Raw genomic sequence first — 19,341 nt, forward strand, 5'->3', positions numbered from 1 at the left:
AAGAGCGGATACGTAAAAAAGTGAAAAAATAGGTAAAAAAATAAGCGAAATTATGTCTATTCGTGACAGTTACCCTGCGCATAGAGACATGCTCTAGAATATAGTAGTAGTAAAGTATTCTTTTTATTCAGCAACTAGAATATTCATAATATTAAAAATAAGAACAGAAAATAGACCTTCCGATTGTTCAATCGTGCTATAATAGCATTAATATAGTAGGGCGGTTTATTTTACAAAGGGGTGATAATATTGGATAAGAACTCTCAGTATTTATTCATTGATTTTGAATTTACAATGCCAGAGTATAAGGGTTTTCCAAAAGGCTTTTTTCCGGAAATCATTGAAGTTGGTTTGGTGTTTGTTAAAAATCAAGAAATCATTGATCGTTTCTCCTCTTACGTACAGCCTACACACTTTACAAAATTAACTGAGCGCTGTAAATCATTTCTCCATATCGAACAAAATCAAGTAAATGAAGGCATTACGCTAGAGCAGCTTGTACAGCGACTGGGCATGTATAAACACAGCACGATCATTACATGGGGGAACATGGATATGAAAGTATTAAGGCAGTGCTGTCAAAAAAATAAGGTGCCATTTCCTTTTGCAGGTAAAGAAATTGATCTTTCAATGGAGTATAAGCGCTTTTTTGGAGATCAAAATCAAACTGGCCTTTGGAAAGCTGTGCAAGAGTACGGTAAAGAAGGAACTGGAAAGCACCACTGCGCGCTTGATGATGCGATGACGACACTCAACATCTTTAAGCTTGTAGAAAAAGATAAGCGGTACCTTCAAAAACCAGAGCCAACGACCATAGGAGATCGAATCGATTTTTCAAAAGTATTAAATAAATTTGCATTATAAAAGCCAAATCACTTCTACGTGAATTTGGCTTTTTACTTAATGAATACCGTACTCTTTTTTTAACTCTTCTAAACAGGCAATACTTGCTTGAGCAAAAGGGCTATCTTTGGCTTGTTGCTCAGCTATCTTTAATTCAAGCGCTTTTTTTAGTGAATTTTTATAATCGGGAACGCTGTCTTCATAGAGATGAACCATTTTTTGAGGAATATTGGCCTGCTCTCGAAATGCAAGTGCTTTTCGCTCATGAAAAAAAGGTACGTCCACTTGTCCAGGGTTATGTAAGTCACCTTGTTCTGGATGCTTTAACACAGCTTGAATCCGCACAACATAATGCAGGTCTCGAACTTGTGTAATTTCACCGATGTATTTCCCAGTTTTATAAAGTGCCGTAACGGTTTGACCAATTGTAAATGTCATATTGCCAGATCTCCTTTAAGTAAATTGTTTGTTATCACCAGTATAAATCAAAACCCTCTACCGTTTCTATGAAAGGATGTTGTACATGATGTATTTAATGTTTTTGCTTTATTTTCCGGAAGATAAAAGAGAATATATTCCTGCTTTTGCTACTATGGCGATTTTTGTACTAGCAGCAGTTGCAGTATGGCGTTTAATCATTAAGATTTCGAAAAAAGAAGAAGAAAAAACGAAGGAGTTAGAAGCAAAGCTAAAAGAACAGGATAATAAGAAATCACTGTAATGAAATGCAAATAAAATGTAAGCGTTTAAAATAATATGTTGCTGGACAATCTATGGAAAGATATCTAAAACTTTCGCTAGTGCATATGCGATTGGAGGGCAACATGAAAAAACTACTACTCATTGGAACCGTGCCTTTTTTCTTGTTAACGGGGTGTATGGAAAAAGAAATATCCAATAAAGAAGTCAAAGTCTATAACGCAGATGGAGATAGCATCGGTACAGTCAAGTTGAAAGAACAGGCCGATGGAATTGAGTTTACGTACAATTTAAGTGGACTTCCACCTGGCGAACACGGCGTACATATTCATGAAATGGGAATTTGCAAAGCTCCTAACTTTAAAAGTGCGGGCAATCACCTTGATCCTGATAAAAAGAAACACGGACTGTTAAATCCAAAAGGACCGCATTTAGGCGATATGAAAAATATTGTGGTAGAAGACGATCAGACGTATACAGGAACAGATATGGTTCCTCAAGTCACGTTAAAAGAAGGAAAGACATCGCTCGTTAAGCGTATGGATGGTTCATCCCTTGTTATTACCGAACAAGGGGATGACGGAATGACAGAGCCATCAGGTAATTCTGGAAAGAGAATCGCCTGCGGGGTTATTTCAAAAAAACATTAAAAACAGCGTTCTTTCGTGAGAAAGAACGCTGTTTTTTACGTTAAAGCTACTTTTAAGCGATTCAATCCTTCTTGAAGTTGTTCATGTGAACAGCCAATGTTCAAGCGGATAAAGCCTTTTCCATATGTGGAGCTGTATTTTTCACCTTTTTCTACGGCGATTTTACCTTTTTTTAATAAGCGTTCATGTAATTCTTCTTCTGACAAATGCAGCTTGTTGCAGTCAATCCATAGTAAATAAGTTCCTTCTGGCTGAACAACTCGCAGTTCAGGCAAGTTCTCACTTATAAAACGCGTCACGAGATCTACATTTTTCTTCAGATACACAAGCAGTGCTTCTAGCCACTCTTCACCTTCACTGTAAGCCGCCTCTAATCCAATTATTCCGAATGTGTTTAAATTAGAAAACCCTTGCTTTTGCTGCTGCTGAACATACTGTGTGCGCAGTTTCTCATTTGGAATAATAACAGCTGAAGCCTGAAGTCCCGGTATATTAAATGTTTTGCTAGGGGCCATACACGTAATGGTTCGATTGGCCGCATCTTCACTCACCATGCTAATGGGAATGTGTTTATAAGGCTGGTAAATTAGATCAGAATGGATTTCATCTGAAACAATTAATACATTGTATTTTTCACAAAGATCGGCAAGCTTCTTCAGTTCTTCTTTTGTCCACACGCGTCCTACTGGATTATGAGGGCTGCAAAGAATCATTAATTTTACACCTTCTGCAAATTTTTGCTCTAAATCTGCAAAATCAATTTCGTATTTATCGCCTGCAAGTTTCAACGGATTTTCAACAACTTCTCGATCATTTACCTTTATCATGTTAAAAAATGGAGTATAGACTGGAGGCTGAATTAAAATTGAATCTCCGGGTTCCGTAAATGCTTGAATAGCCATACTCAGGGCAAATACAACTCCTGGACTGTATGTAATCCATTCATGATCAATGGTCCACTGATGCTTTTTTTCTATCCAGGATGATAAAGCATTTGCCGTAGATTCAGTAGGGGAAGTGTAGCCGAAAATACCGTGTTTGACACGCTCATTAATGGTTTGAAGAACATTAGGCGGCGCTTGGAAATCCATATCAGCTACCCAAAAAGGCAGAACATCTTTTGCTCCAAAAACAAGATCAGTTTTGTCCCACTTTACGGACTGCGTACCTGTACGGTTAATTAATTGATCAAAAGAATAAGTAGACAATAAAAGTACCCCCTTTTTTAATATAATAGTTTGCTTATTTTTAATACGTTTGTCAACGAAGTTAACTTGTGAAGTCAATAAAGAAAGTGAAAAAATTGCTGAAGCACGACTAATGAATTTTTTATTAAAGTTAGCGCCTCGTGTGCAATATACGAACCCGCCCCGTCATTATTGAGACAGGGCTTTTTCACCGTACAAGAAATCGACCATATGAGATTGCACAATGTCAGGACACTCTTCTGGTAAAAGGTGCCCAATTTCCTTTAAAGAGACAAAGGTAGAGTCTGTTAAATCATCTTTTAACTTACGTCCGAGATGCAAAGGAACAACCCGGTCTTCTTCTCCCCAAATGAGTAAACTTGGTTTTTTTATGTGCTGCAAATCCTTTGAGGATAGGTCTCCTTCTCGATCGCGAATCATTCTTGTTAAAGCCATAAACGTACGGTCATCCAAAAATGGTTCAGTATAGCCATCAATCATTTCTTCGTCGATTAACTTATGATCAAATACGACATTTTGCAAGTTACCTAATACACCTTTGCGAGAAAGCCACGTTTTTACCCACAGATAAAAGAAGGGAACATAAGAAGACATAACCAATCCATAATGTGAGGGGCCTAAATAAGCTGAGCTGCACAGAAGAACTAGTTTCGATACGCAAGAAGGCTTTAACTTTGCTACGTTTAAACAAACTTGTCCTCCCATTGAGTGTCCCGATAGTACAACATCTTTCAACTTTAAATATTCAATCAACTCGATGACAATTCTGGCTAAATTTTTATACGAGTATTGAAAGGTTAACGATTTTTCACTTCGCCCAAATGGCGGAAGGTCCAGCGTAATGATAGAAAACGTATCTTCAAATAAAGGAATTAAACGTCGAAAGCTAAAACTCGATGATAAAAAGCCGTGAATAAATACAATGGCGGGTTTATCAGGGTGATAGTTATGGCATTCGTAGTAAACATTGACTCCATTAAAAGTACGCTGGTGGCAAGTAATTTTAGATTCAGTCAATTTGTTTCACTCCATCTTTTTCTTTCTAGTCTGTCCTAATTTCCAGCAATCTATAAAATGAAACTCAATTACCGGTATAGATTTCACATTAAAGATGTGTTTAAATTTGATATAATGGAAAAAGTGAAAAAATTTAATCGTTGTAGGAGGGGAACGCGGTGTTCTTAGAAGAAAAAGAGTTAGAAATTTTAGAAATTCTAGAAAAAAATAGCCGTATTTCGATAGATAGTATTTCAAAAATGGTGGATTTAACGTTTGAAGAAACCTCTAATATTGTTAAAAAGCTAGAGAGAGAAAAAGTAATTGTGCAATATTCAGCTGATATTAACTGGAGACGAGTAGATGGACATGAGGGCGTCACAGCTATGATAGATGTAAAAGTTGCACCAAAGCGAGGAGTAGGCTTTGATGAGATTGCGGAGCGCATCTATCGTTTTCAAGAAGTGAAATCCGTGTACCTAATGTCAGGAGCATATGATTTGTCTGTTATTATTGAAGAAAAATCAATGTCTGAAGTAGCATTTTTTGTTTCTGAAAAGCTTTCTACGCTAGACTCTGTTTTATCTACAACGACTCACTTTATTATGAAAAAATACAAGCACGATGGTACCATCTACGACCAAGGCGATGAAGATCGCAGAATCGTGGTGTCTCCGTAATGAAAGAGCGCTTGTCAACAACTGTACAACAGCTGAAACCTTCAGGTATTCGCCGCTTTTTTGATTTAGCAGCAAGTATGGATAACGTCATCTCTCTTGGAGTAGGTGAACCTGATTTTGTCACATCTTGGGCTGTTCGAGAAGCGAGTATTTTATCGTTGGAAAGAGGATATACCTCTTATACAGCAAATGCGGGGCTTTTAGAGCTTCGCTTTGAAATTATGAAGTATATGAAAAGAAATTTTAACGTCTCGTATGATTATAAAGATGATATTATTGTGACCGTTGGAGGAAGTCAGGCTTTAGACATTACAATGAGGGCTTTGATTAACCCTGAAGATGAGATTATTGTCGTAGAGCCAAACTTTGTGTCCTACAGCCCGTTAATTTCGCTAGCAGGAGGAGTTCCTGTGGCAATTGAAACAACAGCAGAAACAGAGTTTAAGCTGCAGCCTAAGCAGATTGAAGAAGTGATTACAAGCAACACAAAAGCTCTTCTTTTATGCTCTCCTAATAATCCAACAGGAAGCTCACTCTCTAAAGAAGAGCTGCAGGCTATTGCGGATATTGTCATAAAGTATGACTTGCTTGTTATCACGGATGAAATATATGCAGAATTAACATATGATGAAGAATTTACATCTATTGCTTCTTTAGAAGGGATGAAAGAACGCACTATTATTATTTCTGGCTTTTCTAAAGGGTTTGCCATGACTGGATGGCGTCTTGGATACATATGTGCACCAACTGAGATTGCTAAAGCAATGCTGAAAATTCATCAGTATACAATGATGTGTGCGCCTACCATGGCACAATATGGAGCAATTGAAGCACTACAAAATGGGCAGCATGACGTAGAAGAGATGAGAAAAAGCTATCGCAGAAGACGGAACTATATGGTGAAGTCATTAAATCAAATTGGTCTGGAATGCCATTCTCCCGGAGGAGCGTTTTATGTGTTCCCTTCTATCGAGAAAACTGGATTGTCATCGGAAGAATTCGCTGAGCAGCTTTTGCTTGAAGAGCGAGTAGCCGTGGTGCCAGGCAATGTATTTGGAAAAGGCGGAGAGGGACATATTCGCTGTTCATACGCCTCTTCAATGGAATCATTAGAAGAATCCATAAAACGGATTAGCCGTTTTGTTGAAAATAAGTTATAATAAAAATAAGATATTATGTCATATCCTATAGACGGTTTGATATAATATCTTTTTTGCTATGATGAAATGTAGTGTTAGTTTATATTTGTGACGAAATTGGTAAATAATAAATATAGTATAACTACTTTTTGATTCAATCTATGAACTGTGCTATAATTTTAAATTGGCTATAATGGTGAAAATAATAAGGTATCTAGGAGTGTTTATATGTCAAAATTTGAAATCGGTACTGTTACAAAAGGTAAAGTAACAGGAATTCAACCATACGGTGCATTCGTTGCATTAAATGAAGAAACTCAAGGATTAGTTCATATCTCAGAAGTAAAACATGGCTTCGTTAAAGATATTAACGAACATTTATCAGTAGGAGACGAAGTAAACGTTAAAGTTTTATCTGTTGATGAGTCAACTGGTAAAATTGGTTTATCTATTCGTGCTACTGAGCCAGCTCCAGAAAAAACTGAAGCTTCTGCACCTAAAAAACCTGCTAAAAAGCGTCAAGGTCAAGCAACAGTTCATACTGAATCTACTCAAGGATTCAACACATTAAAAGAAAAATTAGAAGAGTGGATTGAGCAATCAAACCGCGAAGATCTAATTAAGAAATAAGAAAAAAAGAAGGATAGCTTAGCTATCCTTCTTTTTTTAATGTTCCGTTCTAGGTTCTGTACGCTCTACTTCAGCAGAAGGTTTAAATAATAGACCTAGGTTAATCAGTCCTGCGATTCCAACCAATCCATAGATAATGCGGGAGAAAGCAGATGTTTGACCGCCGAAGATTGCTGCTACTAAATCAAATTGAAAAAAGCCAATAAGTCCCCAGTTAATTGCTCCAATAATCGTTAATACGAGCGCAATACGTTGAATACCACTCATGATGAACCCTCCTTGTTTTGTAGTTCACTTATTAGCCTGCTTTTTTTAGAGGGAAATATGCATATTTGCTTTTGGAAGATACAGACAAATAAACGTTCATTTGGATGGGGTGAGCATCTAGCCAACAGGGAATAATCTTTAGGAAGTCAATTTTCTTTACAATCAAAAAGTTGTTCTTCATAATGATGCATGTAATCAAGCTCGTAAGGAGGAGTTTATAGTGAACAATTTTACATTTTATAATCCTACAAAATTAATTTTTGGTAAAGGTCAATTAGAGCAGTTAAAAACAGAAGCAGGGCGCTTTGGCAAAAAGATATTATTAGTATACGGCGGAGGAAGCGTAAAACGCAGCGGTTTATACGATCAAGTAATGGATGTACTGAATGACATGAATGCAGAAGTACATGAGTTAGCGGGAGTAGAGCCGAATCCTCGTCTGACAACTGTTCGCAAAGGAATCGATATTTGTAAAGAAAACGGTATTGAATTTTTACTTGCAGTTGGTGGAGGAAGCGTAATCGATTGTACAAAAGCAATCGCAGCAGGCGCAAAATATGATGGAGACGTATGGGACATCATTAACCGCGACGTATTCGCAGCTGAAGCTCTTCCATTTGGAACAGTGCTGACATTAGCAGCAACAGGTTCAGAAATGAATGCTGGTTCTGTTATTACAAATTGGGAAACACAAGAAAAATACGGCTGGGGCAGTCCGGCAACATTCCCTCAATTCTCTATTTTAGATCCTGTTAATACATTTACTGTACCAAAAAATCAAACAGTTTATGGCATGGTCGACATGATGAGCCACGTATTTGAACAATATTTCCATGCTGCAACAAATACGCCGCTTCAAGATCGCATGTGTGAAGGAGTACTGCAAACGGTTATTGAAACGGGACCAAAATTATTAAACGACCTAGAGAACTACGAGTTACGTGAAACGATTTTATACAATGGGACAATCGCATTAAACGGTATGTTACAAATGGGACACCAAGGCGATTGGGCTACTCACAATATTGAGCATGCGGTATCAGCTGTATATGACATTCCACATGCAGGTGGATTGGCAATTTTATTCCCGAACTGGATGAAACACGTAATGGATGAGAACGTAGATCGCTTCAAGCAAGTAGCTGTACGCGTATTTAACGTAGATACGGAAGGCAAGACGGATAAAGAAGTAGCACTTGAAGGTGTTGATAAGCTTCGTGAATTCTGGTCAAGCCTAGGTGCACCAACTCGCTTAGCTGATTATGATATTGGTGAAGACAAATTAGATCTTATGGCTGATCGTGCAATGGCTAAAGGTGAATTTGGCAAATTTAAAAAATTAAACAAAGAAGATGTACTAGCAATCCTACGCGCTTCTTTATAAGATTTTCGATAAAAAACGCCGTGCAAACCGCACGGCGTTTTTTTCTATTCATGATGGGTAAGTTTTTTCTGCTGTTTGGTTTTCAAATCATCCCGAACGGTTTTATCAGAAAGAGGAACTCCGCTGTAATAAGCCGCTCTTCCTAGTAAATGCCCAGCAATAGGAGAGGTGATAAACACAAAGACAATCGCTAAAATTAACCGTGCACTAATATGGCCGGTGTCAATCCAAAAGTAGAGTAAGCAGCCCACTAATATAAACAGGACGCCTAAGGTGGCACTTTTGGAGGCAGCGTGACTTCTTGTGTACGTATCAGGCAAGCGAATAAGCCCAATCATGGTCACAACTGTCAGAAGAGACCCTATTAGTACTAAAGCTCCTACAATGATTTCACTGATCACGTTCATATTCGATCACTTCTCCTTTCTCTAAAAACTTAGAAAAAGCAACGGTACCTACAAAGGCTATGATGCCTAGCAGTAAAATGACTTCGAAAAAAGCCTGGGTTCGAAAAATAATCGAGATGATGGCCGTAATGGCAATGATGTTAATTCCAATAGCGTCAAGGGCCATTGCTCGATCAGCAGTTGACGGACCTTTCACCACTCGATAAACAAACCCAATAGTTGAAGCAGAAATGAGAATGAGCGAAACGTTTAAAAAAATATCGAGCATTTAACGACTCACCTCCATAATGGCTTTTTCGAATGTTTGCTGAATATCTGTAATAATGTCATCAATATCGTCTGTATTGATTGCATGAATATAGATAGTAGAATTATCATCTGACACATCCATCACCAGTGTACCTGGCGTTAGCGTAATTAAAAGAGAAAGAATGGTAATTTCCCATTCACTCTCCAGACGGGTTGGCATTGCAAAGATGGCTGGCTGAATATTTAATTTAGGGCGCAATACGTCCTTAGTCACTGCAATATTGGCTTTGAATAATTCTCGTATAAAAATAAACAGCAGTTTAATGATCGCATACACTTTATGCAAATAAAAACGTCTGTGAAAAAAACGGCGGAAAACAAACAGCAGTACCGCTCCCCAGAAAAAACCTATAATAAAGGAAGGGAGTGTCCAAATCCCTCTCAAAAACATCCATGTGAATGCAATGATTACGTTTAATAATAGTTGAAATGACATGCAGATCTACTCCTTTAACACTGATTGGATATAAATTGAAGGATCCATAAGCGTTTGAGCGGCTGTTGACACATAAGGGATAACAGCTTCTGCACCTAGTCCTAAAAAGACAGAAACAGCAAGTAAGATAGCGGATGGGTATAGAATACCTTTAAGGGATACTTTTTCATGCTCAGAAGAAAGCTTAGGTTCACCCCAGAAGCAGCTCATGAAAATCTTAATGGCAGAATATAAAACAAGCAGGCTTGAAACTAGTAAAACTCCTACAAACGTGTAGCTCTCTGATTCTAAGCCGCCCTGAACTAAAAGGAATTTTCCAATAAAGCCGCTTAGGGGAGGAATTCCTGCCAAAGAAATAGTAGCGATAAAAAACATCCAGCCAAGCAGCGGATAGTCTTTAATTAACCCACCCATTTTCTTTAATTTTGTTGTTCCAGTTATTCGAACGATGCTTCCAGCAAGAAGGAATAGAGCTGCTTTAATAATCATGTCGTGAATTAAATAATAAATAGCTCCTTCAAAACCTGCGTTTGTTGTCAAGGTCACCCCGTAGACAATGACTCCGACAGCAATAATAATGTTATAAATTAAGATTTTATTTACATCCGAATAAGCAATGGCGCCTACTGCACCAACAACGATAGTCAAAAGCGCAACGTAGCCGATAATTTGATGAGTAAATTCAGGATGATGGTAAAACAGTAAAGTGAAAGTCCTGAAAATCGAATAAACGCCTACTTTTGTGAGCAAGGCACCAAACAACCCGATAATAACGGGTGGAGGCGCACTATATGAACCTGGAAGCCAGAAATACATTGGAAATAAAGCTGCTTTTAAGGCAAAGACGATAAATAAAAGCATGCCAATGGTTGTTAAAATTCCCGGCTGGTTCGCCTCAGCAATTCGCTGTGAAAGGTCCGCCATGTTGAGAGTTCCTGTTACAGCATATAAATAAGCAACGGCAATGACAAACAAAGCGGATGAAATGACATTGACTAAAATATACTTAAGTGACTCTCGAAGCTGTGCTTTTGTACCGCCAATTACAATAAGAGCGTACGAAGACATAAGCATGACTTCAAAAAAGACAAATAAGTTAAAGATATCACCTGTTAAGAAGGCGCCGAATACGCCTACTAATAAAAACTGCACAAACGAATAAAAGTAAAAGCGTTCACGCTTTTCCCCAATTGTATGAAAAGCAAAAAGAACGCAGCATAGTGTTACCACACTAGCAGTAAGTACGAGAAGGGACGCGAACATGTCCGCTACTAGAATAATTCCAAAAGGAGGTTTCCAGTTCCCAAGCTCGTGAGTTAAAACACCTTTTGATTGAACCAGTTGTACTAAATAGGCAGCAAAAGCAGTGGTGGTGATTAATGATAAAACACTGATTATCCTTTGAAGTTTAATATTGTCTTTGAAAAAAATGAGCACAACACCTACAACAAACGGGATAAGCAGTGGGATGATTACAAAATTACTCGTCATGTTCATTTCCCCTTAACTTGTCCATATCGTCTGTTCCGAGTTCCTGATAAGCCCTGTACGCTAGTACAAGGAAAAAAGAAGTGACGCCAAAGCTTATGACAATGGCAGTTAAAATTAGAGCTTGAGGTAAAGGATCTGTATAAGAAGAAGCCTTTTCTCCCAGAAGGGGAACACTCCCCCCTTTTAATCCGCCCATCGTTAAAATTAACAGGTGAACACCGTGGCTTAATAAGCCTGTTCCAATAATAATTCGCAGTAAACTGCGGGATAACATGAGATATACAGCGGCAGTGAATAGAATCCCTGCCACTATGGACATTAATATTTCCACTATTCACTCTCTCCAATCGTTTGAATAATGGTCATCGTAACACCAACAACTACTAGATATACACCTAAATCAAACAGTACAACGGTAGCTAAAGATGTTTTCCCGAGAAGGGGAAGGTTAAAGTAGCTATATGTGTGAGTTAGAAATGGGACTTTGAAAATAAATGACCCAAGCCCCGTTAAAATAGCTAGCAGCAGTCCAGAAGCCGCGACCTTCTTATAATCAAATGGGATGACTTTCGATACGGTTTTTATATCGAAAGCCAGCAGTAATAATACAAGAGCTGCTGAGGTAGTAAGTCCCCCAACAAATCCTCCCCCCGGTGTATAATGACCTGCAAAGAAAAGATGAATGGCAAAAATGATAATAATAAACGTGACTACTTTCGTTGTGGTTTGTAGTATCAAATCATTTTTTTTCACTCTTCTTCCTCCTTTGTTAACCGAAGACGAATCATGCCATAGATAGCAAGAGCTGCTATACAAAGTACGGTAATTTCAAATAATGTATCAAATCCGCGGAAGTCCACAAGGATTACGTTCACCATGTTTTCGCCGCCTGCTTTTTCATAGCTGTTTTCAATAAAGTAATGTGAAATCGATTCAAATAGTTTCGTACTGTTTGCTGATATGCCAAGCAGTGTAACAGTCGTTCCTACAAGAAGAGCGACCAGTAAGTTTGGCAGCTGAAACTTCACCCTTACTTTTCGCTTCCGAAACTCCGGCAAGTAGTAGAAACATAGTAAAAACAGTGATACCGATACAGTTTCAATCACTAATTGAGTCAAAGCTAAGTCAGGAGCTCGGAATAATACGAAAAATAAAGAGAGTGTATACCCGACAACTCCGAGCGAAATAATGGCTGTGAGGCGTGATTTTGCCAATAAAGTTGTAATAGTAGCTGCAACCATTACGACTGCTAATATGGCTTCATAAACGCCTATAGAAGAAGTATCTTTTAAATCAATCGCAAAGGCATTCTGAGAAAAGAGCGTCAAGAGAAGTAAGATGCCTATGAAAGTAAAAATGATTAAAAGATAGTCTCTAATAAATCCTGTCATTAATGTTTTCATGATACGTGTTGACCCTTTTTCTATCCCTTTAATTCCATAATTATAGCCGTTATTAAGCGTTAAAGAAGAAGGGAATCGTGTATAAATTTTTGACCATTTTTGAACCGTCATAAATAACAAAATACCAAATATGATGACCCCTAGCGTCATAAATAATTCTGGCGTAAAGCCATGCCAAAATTTAATATGCACTTGATATTCTTTACCTTCAGCTAGCAGGCTAGGTGCGATAGAGGCCATTGTTGGCTCAATAAGGGTCGATTCTAATAAATTAGGAGCAAAGCCAAAAATAACAACCAGTGATGCTAAAATAACAGGTGAAATAAGCATGCCTACTGGTGCTTCATGAGGTTTCTTCTCTAACTTTTCGGGCTGGTATTTGCCTGTAAAGGTTTTAAAGACAAGAATCATACTATAGATGAAAGTGAAGATACTTCCTAACCAAGCGATGATAGGCAGCAAAATTCCCCACGTCTGCATGCTATACATATCCATTTTTGTCACGTTTACCATGCCTGTAAAAAACATCTCTTTACTTAAGAATCCATTAAAAGGAGGAAGACCCGCCATTGAAAATCCCCCGATGAGAGCAATGGTAAATGTCACAGGCATAACGCTCATTAACCCGCCTAACTTTCTAATGTCACGCGTGCCTGTTTCATGATCGACAATACCTACTACCATAAACAAGCTGCCTTTGAAGGTAGCGTGGTTAATCAAATGGAAAACCGCTGCAGTAAGAGCTACTAAGTAGATATTATCGTCTAAAAAATCATAGTGAATAGCTGCGCTACCTACTCCTATAAGTGACATAATCATCCCCAGCTGACTAATAGTTGAAAAAGCTAAAATCCCTTTCAGGTCTTGTTGCTTTACTGCTGAAAATGAGCCCCAAAACAGTGTAATTAGTCCTATAATTGAAATAGCAAAAAACCAAGTGGCGCTTATAGCAAAAACAGGGCTGAGTCTTGCTAAAAGATAAATTCCCGCTTTTACCATTGTGGCTGAATGAAGGTATGCACTCACTGGGGTTGGAGCTTCCATTGCATCTGGCAGCCAAATATGAAAAGGAAACTGAGCAGATTTTGTAAAGGCCCCTAATAAAATGAGGACTAGAGCTGGAATGAATAGATGACTTGATGTGACTACATCTACGTTTGAGATAATTTCGCGTATGCTGAAAGTACCTGTCATAACGTATAAAAGCACAATTCCTGCTAAAAGGGAAAGTCCTCCGAATACGGTAATGAGCATAGATTTTAAGGCTCCGTATTGAGATTTCTCTCGTTTGTACCAATAACCAATCAATAAAAAAGATGAAAGGCTTGTTAATTCCCAAAAGCTGTAAAGGCTCATTAGGTTGTCTGATAATACAACTCCTAGCATCGACCCCATAAAAAGAAGCAAATAGACATAAAACGAATGCAGTGCTTCTTTTGTCTTAGAAAGATAATAAATGGAGTAAAGAATAACAAGTGTCCCAATTCCGGTGATTAATAGAGAAAACAGAAGACCAAGTCCATCCACATAGGCATCAAAGTTAATGCCCAGACTAGGTATCCATTTCATTGAATGTAGATATGTTCCCCCCTTAGAAACACCACTGATATATTGTGTGAAATAAATGAACAACACAAGTGGAAGAGGTAAAACGAACCACCCTGTATGAATACGCTGGAATTTCCTATACAGAAGGGGGACAAAAAAGGCTAATAAAAAAGGCGATAAAATCACCAAGTGCAACCACGACAAAAGACAAACCTCCTTGTGATATTCAATTCTGTAACCGATTATATAATAATTTAATTATGCATGCATCCATGCTATTTCTTAGTATCAGCAGATTTTTCAAACCTTATTAAATAAATAGAAACTCGTCACAAAATCCATAAAAAAAACATAAAAAAATTTTTTTGGACGTATAAAAATCACTCAAAATTGTCACTCTAAGAGTGAGGTGATGGAAATGTATAGGAAACAAATAGCCATCAGTTTTCTCATTTTTACCGCATTATGTATGGGCGGATTTGTGCTGAATAATCACTTGGAAATGAAAGAAGAAAACAGGATGTTCCTCACTTCTAAAAACCAAGCTGAAAATTCCATTTCAATAGACTCTTCCCTTTTAAAAGCCTCTTATAAACCGAGACAATATGTGAAGATAGGTGAAATGAACTATATTGCACCATCCGATAAGCAAATAAAAAACGATTGAAGACCAATCTTTAGTCGTTTTTTATTTGCTTATTATTTGCGTAATCGTGCATGAATTACGTCCTGTAATCAAAGAACATTAGTTGACTTCACAACTGAATTTATCGTTAAATAAAAAGGTACATACAATGATTGCAGTTTCAACAAACTATAATGATTGTGTCAAATTGTAAGTGGATTCACTTGAATTCAGCTAACAGTTTCGATAAAGTGAAAAATAAAGATATTTTAATGGAGGAACAGACTATGACACATGTTCGTTTTGATTATTCAAACGCGTTATCATTTTTTGGTGAACATGAACTTACATACTTACGTGATGCCGTGAAAGTAGCTCACCATTCAATTCATGAGAAAACAGGTGCTGGAAACGACTTTTTAGGATGGGTCGACCTTCCTACGGAGTATGACAAAGAAGAATTTGCACGCATTCAAAAAAGTGCAGAAAAAATTAAATCTGATTCAGATGTATTAATTGTTATCGGTATTGGAGGATCTTACTTAGGTGCTCGTGCTGCTATTGAAATGCTTCAGCATTCATTCTATAACACATTATCAAAAGAACAGCGTAAAACTCCGCAAGTTATTTTTGCTGGTAACAACATCAGCTCAACGTACATGAAAGACTTAATGGATGTTTTACAAGATAAAGATTTCTCTATTAATGTTATTTCAAAATCTGGTACAACAACAGAACCGGCGATTGCTTTCCGTATCTTCCGTAAATTATTAGAAGAGAAATATGGCAAAGAAGAAGCACGCAAGCGTATTTATGCAACAACAGATAAAGCGCGTGGCGCATTAAAAACATTAGCGGACGAAGAAGGCTATGAAACATTTGTTATTCCAGATGATGTAGGCGGCCGTTATTCAGTATTAACAGCGGTTGGCTTATTGCCAATTGCCGCTGCGGGTCTTGATATCGAACAAATGATGAAAGGGGCAGCTGATGCTCAAGAAGCATTCTCATCATCAGAGCTAGAAGAGAACCCAGCTTATCAATATGCTGTAGCTCGTAATGTTCTTTATAATAAAGGAAAAACAATTGAAATGCTGATTAACTATGAGCCAGCTCTTCAATACTTTGCTGAGTGGTGGAAACAGTTATTTGGCGAAAGTGAAGGAAAAGACCAAAAAGGTATTTACCCTTCATCTGCTAACTTCTCAACGGATCTTCATTCTTTAGGTCAATATGTACAAGAAGGTCGTCGTGATATTTTTGAAACAATTGTACAAGTTCAAGATTCTCGTCATGAGCTAACAATTGAAGAAGATGCAGCGGACTTAGATGGATTAAATTACTTAGCTGGTGAAACAGTTGACTTTGTAAATAAAAAAGCCTTCCAAGGTACAATGCTTGCTCACACAGATGGGGGCGTTCCAAACTTAGTTGTGAACATTCCTGCGCTAGATGAGTATACGTTCGGATATGTTGTATATTTCTTTGAAAAAGCATGTGCAATCAGCGGCTATTTATTAGGCGTAAACCCATTCGATCAGCCGGGAGTAGAAGCATACAAAGTAAATATGTTTGCTCTGCTTGGAAAACCTGGTTTTGAAGAGAAAAAAGCAGAATTAGAAAAGCGTTTGAAATAAATAAAAAGAGGGCGGTAAAAAAGTATTTTAGCCCAAGTGAAAAACGAACCATTGATCAACATGTTTGATTAGTGGTTCGTTTTTTTTGTTATGGTGAATATAGTTTCATCTGTTTAGGTCCTTCTAACAGTTGATTGGAGCGCAAGTGACGAGGAGGCTCAGCGCCCGCCCGCGGAAAGTGAAGCCTCGCACAGACATCAACTGCGGTGTCGCAAGCGATTTATATGAGCTGCTTTATCCAGTTTGTTCGTCTTTAGGTTGGATTCATTTAGTTATGTCTCACCCTCTTTTTTGCTTTTGAGATAAAGGATAAAACGCTGGAAAAAGGACATGTTAAAACAGAGGAGGGATAACATGATTGAATTATCTTCAAGATTAGAGGGAACATTATTCAAGCTTTACGAATTAGAAAAAACGCTTAAGCCGCTTGGGTATAACATTGGAGGAAATTGGGATTACGACCATGGTTCATTTGACTATAAGATGAACGATGAAGTCGGCTATCAGTTTTTACGTATCCCGTTTACAGCTACGAATGGAGAGCTGGATTCTAAAGGAACAACCGTACAGATTGGCACGCCATTTTTACTTTCACATAAATATCAAATTGGTCTAGATGACGATGTTCACAATGGAAATGTTAGTGCTTCATTTAATCAGTTTGCAGAGCCCCAAGACGCAGACGCTTCATTTCCAGAAAAGTATATCAGCTTAGGAGAAGAGCTAATTAGAGAGGCAGAAAATGCGCTGCTTCAGTAATTGAAGGAACTATTCTTTTTTTAAACTCTCTAATCTTTTTTTAAACTCTCTAATTTTTTCACAAAAATATGTTCGTACATGACTTGACTAATCAACTCGTTTGTTTTAATCATTTCATTCACCCCCAAGTTTTGTGCATTTTGAATATGCTTTTTTGTTAAAAGTTCAACGATGCTGTAAATAGAAGGGTTCAATCCTTGCAGAGCGACTAACGTAACAATAGTATTCATGTCTGCATATTCTTCTGTCTTATGCTGATCGGCAGTAATCAGCACTTTTTTTGCGTACCGAGCGTTGGCAAGTTCTAATACTTCATAATGAGAGGGACTTCCTTTAATAAAATGAACGCGATCACAAATCATGGGATTTTTAGTCAGAGAGTCGTCGATAAGCACAATGTCTTCTTTATGAAATGCGTCGCGATAATACTCTAACACGAGTTTGGCGCGCTCATTCCACCCAACAACGATGAAGTGATCTTTTCCATAAAATTTTAAATTCCCTTCCAAATAAGCGCTCTCAGCGGAAACAGCAATTTTAGAAAGCGTGACAAAATAAGTAGTAATAAATCCCGTTCCGATCAGAACTAAAATAATTGCAGCTAACCTTCCAATCGTAGTGGTCGGAGCAAAATCACCGTACCCTATAGTAGAGATTGTAATAATAACCCACCAAATTCCTTCAAACACATTCCCAAACGTTTGCGGCTCTAAGAAATGTATAAGCATGCCGAAAAGCAGAACAAGGCAGCCGATAATAAAAAGAAGCCGCACTAAAATAGAACGACGAAAAAGTCGAAATAATAGCCATTCCATCATAAAAAAACCTCCAGTGATTAGTCATAGCCACAGTATGACCATTTTTCACTGAAGGTATAAGATATCTTTATCTTTTTACTTCGTAATATTCAATCCATTCTTTGTCTGGACCGTAGAAAAATAAGTATCTTGCTCCATTTGGCAAAGTTACAATGTTTTCTTCCACAAATGAAACGCCTGCTGATTTTAAACGCTCAAACTCCTCTTCAATTCCGTCTACTGCCAGCGCAAAATGATGAACTTTACCTTCGTTAGGTAAGCTTGAGTTATACCCTTGAATTAACTCTACGATTACATTGCCTTCTAAACCTAGAAAAGCTAGCTTCAAAGACGGATCGGTATGTGGTAGTTTTTCGATGAGCTCTAATCCCACTTTTTGCGTATAGAACTCAATCGATTCTTCTATATCCTTTACTTGAACGCCTACATGTTCAAATTTTAAAATTGTCATATGCATCACCCGTATCTATAGTATGTAAAAACTATGAAATATATTAAAGAGAAAGGATATAGAAGTCAAGATAGGGCTGCTTATCAGGAAAGGGCTCTTAAATCATATTTTTGCTGGAGTGAATAGGGTAGAGGCTTCCATCAAGAGCAAACGAAATTTTGCCTGTTTCTTCAGATACAACTAAAATTAATGCATCCGATTTTTCCGACATTCCAATGGCTGCACGGTGACGTGTTCCCAATTTTTTGTTCGTTAAAATAATAGACGAAAGAGGTAAAACATTAGCAGCTGAAATAAGCTGATTATTTCTAATTAGGACGGCTCCGTCATGTAAGGGTGTCCCTGGATAGAACAGTGTCTCAACTAGCGTAGCGCTGACAGGAGCTTGAATAGGCATTCCTTTTTGAATAAGAGGGTCTACATTTTGTTCCCGTTCAATGACAATTAAAGCGCCGTGACGTTTCTCCGAAAGGTTATGAATAGCTAAAGACAGAGCAGCATATTCAAATGTATAAGGCGATAAATAATGGCGCAAGTAATAAGAGGCAGCCGTAGCTTGAACATCTTGAAATAACCTTCTCATCTCCTCAAAATCACATAGGATACAATGATCACTCGTGTCTAAATGTTTAATTAAATTAGAGGCTTCAGTTGAAATCTGCTGTAAATATGTTCGCACATTATTTTTAATTGTATCGTCTAATTGAAAAGGTTGTCTCTCCATCTTATATAGCTCCTATCTGTCAGTCAGTGTTATCTGTAATGTGTGCTAATGTGGGTGAATTATCCGTAAAGCTTATAAATCCCTTATTAATTTTATAGAGAGGTTTTGTGTTTTATTTAGCAAGAGAATATAAAAAGTTGGAGAAAAAAGAAAGCGTTTTATAAATTGATATGTTCACATTTGGGTTAAATTTACATATGTTGTTTTAAATAAAAGTATAGATATTTCTGTGAATTT

General features: G+C 37.6%; 25 protein-coding genes. 11 read left to right on the plus strand and 14 right to left on the minus strand.

Annotation, left to right across the window (positions count from 1 at the left end):
* Window positions 1-249 precede the first annotated feature (249 nt).
* Window positions 250-864 carry a 3'-5' exonuclease KapD gene (kapD, locus tag AC1DEF_RS22030; protein ID WP_013059607.1) on the plus strand — a complete coding sequence of 205 codons (615 nt, stop codon included), beginning with the start codon at window positions 250-252 and terminating at the stop codon, window positions 862-864.
* Window positions 865-900: 36 nt separating this feature from the next.
* On the opposite strand, the gene kapB is transcribed toward kapD, so the two are convergent.
* A complete protein-coding gene (gene kapB / locus AC1DEF_RS22035) occupies window positions 901-1,281 on the minus strand; it encodes a kinase-associated lipoprotein KapB (protein WP_013059606.1) in 381 nt (126 codons plus the stop codon).
* 85 nt (window positions 1,282-1,366) lie between these two features.
* Between kapB and AC1DEF_RS22040 the strand changes: the two genes are divergently transcribed.
* Together AC1DEF_RS22040 and AC1DEF_RS22045 are read left to right on the plus strand one after the other, a co-directional pair.
* A complete protein-coding gene (locus tag AC1DEF_RS22040) occupies window positions 1,367-1,564 on the plus strand; it encodes a hypothetical protein (RefSeq protein ID WP_078082210.1) in 198 nt (65 codons plus the stop codon).
* Window positions 1,565-1,667: 103 nt separating this feature from the next.
* Window positions 1,668-2,192 carry a superoxide dismutase family protein gene (locus AC1DEF_RS22045; protein WP_013059604.1) on the plus strand — a complete coding sequence of 175 codons (525 nt, stop codon included), beginning with the start codon at window positions 1,668-1,670 and terminating at the stop codon, window positions 2,190-2,192.
* A 35-nt stretch (window positions 2,193-2,227) separates the two neighbouring features.
* Here the strand turns inward: AC1DEF_RS22045 and AC1DEF_RS22050 are convergent, their stop codons facing one another.
* Window positions 2,228-3,400, minus strand: a complete 1,173-nt coding sequence (locus AC1DEF_RS22050) for a MalY/PatB family protein (RefSeq protein ID WP_097824848.1) — start codon at window positions 3,398-3,400, stop codon at window positions 2,228-2,230.
* Window positions 3,401-3,568: 168 nt separating this feature from the next.
* Window positions 3,569-4,417 (minus strand): alpha/beta fold hydrolase, encoded by an 849-nt coding sequence (locus AC1DEF_RS22055; RefSeq protein ID WP_097824847.1) that lies wholly within the window; start codon window positions 4,415-4,417, stop codon window positions 3,569-3,571.
* A 158-nt stretch (window positions 4,418-4,575) separates the two neighbouring features.
* Between AC1DEF_RS22055 and AC1DEF_RS22060 the strand changes: the two genes are divergently transcribed.
* The 3 genes from AC1DEF_RS22060 (at window position 4,576) to yugI (ending at window position 6,845) form a co-directional block, all read left to right on the plus strand.
* The gene (locus AC1DEF_RS22060; protein ID WP_013059601.1) at window positions 4,576-5,076 is read left to right on the plus strand and encodes an Lrp/AsnC family transcriptional regulator; all 501 of its coding nucleotides are present in this window, start codon (window positions 4,576-4,578) and stop codon (window positions 5,074-5,076) included.
* Window positions 5,076-6,236, plus strand: coding sequence for an aminotransferase (locus tag AC1DEF_RS22065; protein WP_043977208.1), 1,161 nt, complete (start codon window positions 5,076-5,078; stop codon window positions 6,234-6,236). Before AC1DEF_RS22060 ends, AC1DEF_RS22065 begins: the two co-directional genes overlap by 1 nt.
* Window positions 6,237-6,443: 207 nt before the next feature.
* Window positions 6,444-6,845, plus strand: coding sequence for a S1 domain-containing post-transcriptional regulator GSP13 (yugI, locus tag AC1DEF_RS22070; RefSeq protein WP_013059599.1), 402 nt, complete (start codon window positions 6,444-6,446; stop codon window positions 6,843-6,845).
* A gap of 36 nt (window positions 6,846-6,881) precedes the next feature.
* Here yugI and AC1DEF_RS22075 read toward each other — a convergent pair whose 3' ends face one another.
* Window positions 6,882-7,112, minus strand: a complete 231-nt coding sequence (locus tag AC1DEF_RS22075; protein ID WP_013059598.1) for a DUF378 domain-containing protein — start codon at window positions 7,110-7,112, stop codon at window positions 6,882-6,884.
* A 220-nt stretch (window positions 7,113-7,332) separates the two neighbouring features.
* On the opposite strand from AC1DEF_RS22075, the gene AC1DEF_RS22080 reads away from it, so the two are divergent.
* Window positions 7,333-8,496: an iron-containing alcohol dehydrogenase gene (locus AC1DEF_RS22080; RefSeq protein WP_043977206.1), complete on the plus strand. Its 1,164-nt coding sequence runs from the start codon at window positions 7,333-7,335 to the stop codon at window positions 8,494-8,496.
* A 44-nt stretch (window positions 8,497-8,540) separates the two neighbouring features.
* Here AC1DEF_RS22080 and mnhG read toward each other — a convergent pair whose 3' ends face one another.
* Genes mnhG through AC1DEF_RS22115 form a run of 7 tightly spaced genes read right to left on the minus strand, consistent with a single transcriptional unit; the run spans window position 8,541 to window position 14,294 of the window.
* A complete protein-coding gene (gene mnhG, locus AC1DEF_RS22085) occupies window positions 8,541-8,903 on the minus strand; it encodes a monovalent cation/H(+) antiporter subunit G (protein WP_013085304.1) in 363 nt (120 codons plus the stop codon).
* Window positions 8,887-9,171, minus strand: coding sequence for a Na(+)/H(+) antiporter subunit F1 (locus AC1DEF_RS22090; protein ID WP_013059595.1), 285 nt, complete (start codon window positions 9,169-9,171; stop codon window positions 8,887-8,889). The genes mnhG and AC1DEF_RS22090 overlap by 17 nt, the downstream gene beginning before the upstream one ends.
* Window positions 9,172-9,648, minus strand: coding sequence for a Na+/H+ antiporter subunit E (locus tag AC1DEF_RS22095; protein WP_013059594.1), 477 nt, complete (start codon window positions 9,646-9,648; stop codon window positions 9,172-9,174). It abuts the gene before it with no gap.
* Window positions 9,649-9,654: 6 nt separating this feature from the next.
* On the minus strand, window positions 9,655-11,139 hold the full coding sequence (locus AC1DEF_RS22100; protein WP_043977204.1) for a Na+/H+ antiporter subunit D: 1,485 nt from the start codon (window positions 11,137-11,139) through the stop codon (window positions 9,655-9,657).
* Window positions 11,129-11,470, minus strand: a complete 342-nt coding sequence (locus AC1DEF_RS22105; protein ID WP_013059592.1) for a Na(+)/H(+) antiporter subunit C — start codon at window positions 11,468-11,470, stop codon at window positions 11,129-11,131. Before AC1DEF_RS22105 ends, AC1DEF_RS22100 begins: the two co-directional genes overlap by 11 nt.
* On the minus strand, window positions 11,470-11,892 hold the full coding sequence (locus tag AC1DEF_RS22110; protein ID WP_013085301.1) for a Na(+)/H(+) antiporter subunit B: 423 nt from the start codon (window positions 11,890-11,892) through the stop codon (window positions 11,470-11,472). The genes AC1DEF_RS22105 and AC1DEF_RS22110 overlap by 1 nt, the downstream gene beginning before the upstream one ends.
* Window positions 11,889-14,294, minus strand: coding sequence for a Na+/H+ antiporter subunit A (locus tag AC1DEF_RS22115; RefSeq protein WP_097824846.1), 2,406 nt, complete (start codon window positions 14,292-14,294; stop codon window positions 11,889-11,891). The genes AC1DEF_RS22110 and AC1DEF_RS22115 overlap by 4 nt, the downstream gene beginning before the upstream one ends.
* A 214-nt stretch (window positions 14,295-14,508) precedes the next feature.
* Between AC1DEF_RS22115 and AC1DEF_RS22120 the strand changes: the two genes are divergently transcribed.
* The 4 genes from AC1DEF_RS22120 (at window position 14,509) to AC1DEF_RS22135 (ending at window position 17,111) form a co-directional block, all read left to right on the plus strand.
* Window positions 14,509-14,757, plus strand: coding sequence for a hypothetical protein (locus AC1DEF_RS22120; RefSeq protein WP_230183979.1), 249 nt, complete (start codon window positions 14,509-14,511; stop codon window positions 14,755-14,757).
* A gap of 245 nt (window positions 14,758-15,002) precedes the next feature.
* Complete coding sequence (locus AC1DEF_RS22125; protein WP_013059589.1) at window positions 15,003-16,352, plus strand: glucose-6-phosphate isomerase; 1,350 nt, start codon at window positions 15,003-15,005, stop codon at window positions 16,350-16,352.
* A 130-nt stretch (window positions 16,353-16,482) separates the two neighbouring features.
* A complete protein-coding gene (locus AC1DEF_RS22130) occupies window positions 16,483-16,653 on the plus strand; it encodes a hypothetical protein (RefSeq protein ID WP_427076582.1) in 171 nt (56 codons plus the stop codon).
* A gap of 53 nt (window positions 16,654-16,706) precedes the next feature.
* Complete coding sequence (locus AC1DEF_RS22135; protein WP_097824845.1) at window positions 16,707-17,111, plus strand: YugN-like family protein; 405 nt, start codon at window positions 16,707-16,709, stop codon at window positions 17,109-17,111.
* 29 nt (window positions 17,112-17,140) lie between these two features.
* Here the strand turns inward: AC1DEF_RS22135 and AC1DEF_RS22140 are convergent, their stop codons facing one another.
* The 3 genes from AC1DEF_RS22140 to cdaS form a co-directional block, all read right to left on the minus strand.
* On the minus strand, window positions 17,141-17,929 hold the full coding sequence (locus AC1DEF_RS22140) for a potassium channel family protein (RefSeq protein WP_097824844.1): 789 nt from the start codon (window positions 17,927-17,929) through the stop codon (window positions 17,141-17,143).
* Between the two features lie 67 nt (window positions 17,930-17,996).
* Window positions 17,997-18,380 carry a VOC family protein gene (locus AC1DEF_RS22145; protein ID WP_013059586.1) on the minus strand — a complete coding sequence of 128 codons (384 nt, stop codon included), beginning with the start codon at window positions 18,378-18,380 and terminating at the stop codon, window positions 17,997-17,999.
* A gap of 97 nt (window positions 18,381-18,477) precedes the next feature.
* Window positions 18,478-19,104 (minus strand): sporulation-specific diadenylate cyclase CdaS, encoded by a 627-nt coding sequence (gene cdaS / locus AC1DEF_RS22150; protein WP_043977196.1) that lies wholly within the window; start codon window positions 19,102-19,104, stop codon window positions 18,478-18,480.
* Window positions 19,105-19,341 lie beyond the last annotated feature (237 nt).

The organism is Priestia sp. 10L35 (assembly GCF_056395685.1).